At 71.4% G+C, this 2,505-nt stretch carries 3 protein-coding genes; all 3 read left to right on the top strand.

The features are described 5' to 3' along the window. Nucleotides 1-904: dihydrolipoamide acetyltransferase family protein (locus U9980_RS07860; RefSeq protein ID WP_322767330.1), on the top strand; the 904-nt coding region annotated here is incomplete at its 5' end. Nucleotides 905-938: 34 nt separating this feature from the next. Further along, complete coding sequence (locus tag U9980_RS07855) at nt 939-1,385, top strand: Zn-ribbon domain-containing OB-fold protein (RefSeq protein WP_322767329.1); 447 nt, start codon at nt 939-941, stop codon at nt 1,383-1,385. Nucleotides 1,386-1,474: 89 nt separating this feature from the next. Next, a partial coding sequence (locus U9980_RS07850) for a thiolase family protein (protein WP_416210189.1) occupies nt 1,475-2,505 on the top strand: 1,031 nt, incomplete at its 3' end.

Raw genomic sequence — 2,505 nt, 5'->3', positions numbered from 1 at the left:
GGTCGTCCCGCCGCCCGTCACCCCGCTGGTGCGCCGGTACGCGGAGACCCTCGGTGTGGACCTCGCCACGGTTGCCGGGCGCGGACCCGCAGGCCGCATCCGCCGGGCCGATGTGGATCGTGCAGCGGCAGCCGCGGCCGCGGCCGGGACGCGGGATGAACGCCCACCGCAGGCAGCGCCACCGGCCGGCCCACGGGCGGGTCAGGTCATCGCGCTGACCGGTATGCGGGGCGCGATCGCCCGTACCATGCATGCCAGCCTGCAGGAGATGGCGCAGCTCACCCACGGTTACGAGGCAGATGTGACCGACCTCGTGGCCCTGCGTGCCCAGCTCAAGCGGGAGTGGACGGGCACCGGTGCCACCGCGGGCGAACCGCGGGTGCCATCACTGAACGACTTCGTCGTGCGCGCTGCGGCATTGGCGCTGGGTGACCATCCGCTGCTCAACGCCACCATCCGCGACGGCGCAATCCACCTGCTGCCCGAGATCCACGTCGGGGTGGCCGTGGCCGTGCCGGACGGACTGCTCGTGCCGGTCGTGCGCGACGCCGCCACCCGCGGTCTGCTCGACATTGCGGCCGAGGTGAGACGCCTGGCCGGCGCCGCCCGTGACAAGAAGCTTGCTGTGCGAGATCTGGAGGGTGCGACCTTCGTGGTCACCTCCCTCGGCGGATACGGCGTGGACTTCTTCACCCCGGTGATCAATCCGCCGAACGTGGCCATCCTCGGGGTCGGGCGGGTCCGCGACGGGGTCCGCTGGGAGGGGGACACGCCGCGGCGGACGTCGGTGCTGACACTCAGCCTCAGCTTCGACCACCGTGCCGTCGACGGTGCGCCCGCCGCTGAATACCTTCGGACGGTCACGGCGTTGCTCGCCCGTCCGTTGCTGTTGCTCGCGGGTTGACGGCGTGGGGGTTGAAGGCTGAAAGGGAGTCCTGATGACGTCAGTGGTACCACCGCGTCCCGTCCCGATCGATCATGAGTTGTTCGCCTCGCTGGACCCACCGCGGCTGGCAGGTGCCACGTGCGGGCGGTGCGAAACGACGATCTTCCCGGTCGGGCCGTCCTGCCCCCGGTGCTCGGCGGCTGGCAGCGACATGTCCGTGGTCACGCTGCCCGAAACCGGCACGATCTGGACGCTGACCGTGCAGGGTTTCGAACCGAAGCCGCCGTATCACGCTCCACCGGACGGCTTCGCGCCGTACGCGGTCGGCTATGTGGATCTTGGTGGGGTGCTCGTCGAGTCCCTACTGGTCGGGGACCCGGCCATGCTCGACATCGGACTGCGGGTATGGCTCACCCTCGTCCCGACCGGCGCCACCGGCGAGGTCACCTACGCCTTCGAGCCGGCAGCGGGCCTCGGGGAGACGGGAGCGGACACGTGAGTACCGACCGGGACCGGGATGCCGCCCACGCCGTCTACGTCGTCGGGGTCGGCATCCACCCTTTCGGCCGGCACGAGGGCGTTGCCGCGATGGTCATGGCCGAGCACGCAACCCGGGCCGCGCTTGCCGACGCAGGCATCGGCTGGCCCGACGTCGACCTTGCCGTCGGTGGCAGCAACGTGTCCGGCAAGCCCGACACCCTCGTTTCCCGCCTCGGTCTTACCGGACTATCGTTCGTTACTGTACGCAATGGATGTGCCACTGGTGGCGTAGCATTGGCGACCGCGGCGAACGCGCTGCGGGCCCGGGACGCCGACGTGGCGACCGTCATCGGGTTCGACAAGCACCCGCGTGGCGCGTTCAACTCCGACCCGGCCAGCTACGGGCTCGGGGACTGGTACGGCCGGACCGGCCTCATGGTCACCACCCAGTACTTCGCCATGAAGACCCGGCGTTACCAGTACGAGCACGCGGTCTCCGACCGGTCACTGGCCCGGGTCGCGGTGCGCGCGCTGCGCAACGGCGAGGCCAGCCCCACCGCCTGGCGGCGCACCCCGCTCACCGAGGACGAGGTACTCGCCGCGCCGGCGGTCAACGCCCCGCTGACCCGATCGATGTTCTGCTCGCCGAGCGAGGGAGCGGTCGCCCTCGTCCTCGCCCGTGGCGACCGTGCCGGTGACCTGTGTGAACGCCCGGTGCGGCTCGCGTCGGTGGCGCTGCGCACCCGCCGGTTCGGATCGTTCGAGGTGTTCTCCCCGTGGCTCGCGCCCGATCCGTACCACAGCCCGAGCATCGACGCGGCTGCCGCGGCGTTCGCCGCCGCCGGTGTCGACCCGTCCGAGGTGGCCGTCGCGCAACTGCAGGACACCGACAGCGGCTCGGAGATCATCCACCTCGCCGAAACGGGCCTGTGCGGGCACGGCGAGCAGGAGAAACTCCTTGCTGACGGCTCCACCGAGGCCCACGGCCGCCTCCCGGTCAACACCGACGGCGGATGTATCGCCAACGGTGAGCCGATCGGCGCGTCCGGACTGCGCCAGGTGCACGAGGTCGTCCGCCAGCTGCAGGGGCGGGCGCTGGGCCGGGCGGTCCCCGGGGCCCCGCGGGTCGGCTTCACCCA

The organism is Protofrankia sp. Cr1 (assembly GCF_963555865.1).
In the GTDB taxonomy this organism is placed as follows: domain Bacteria; phylum Actinomycetota; class Actinomycetes; order Frankiales; family Frankiaceae; genus Protofrankia.
This window is presented reverse-complemented; position numbering and strand designations above follow the sequence as displayed.

Coding starts and splice junctions, on each gene's coding strand:
- U9980_RS07855 (WP_322767329.1), top strand. CDS start 939: ATGACGTCAGTGGTACCACCGCGTCCCGTCCCGATCGATCATGAGTTG.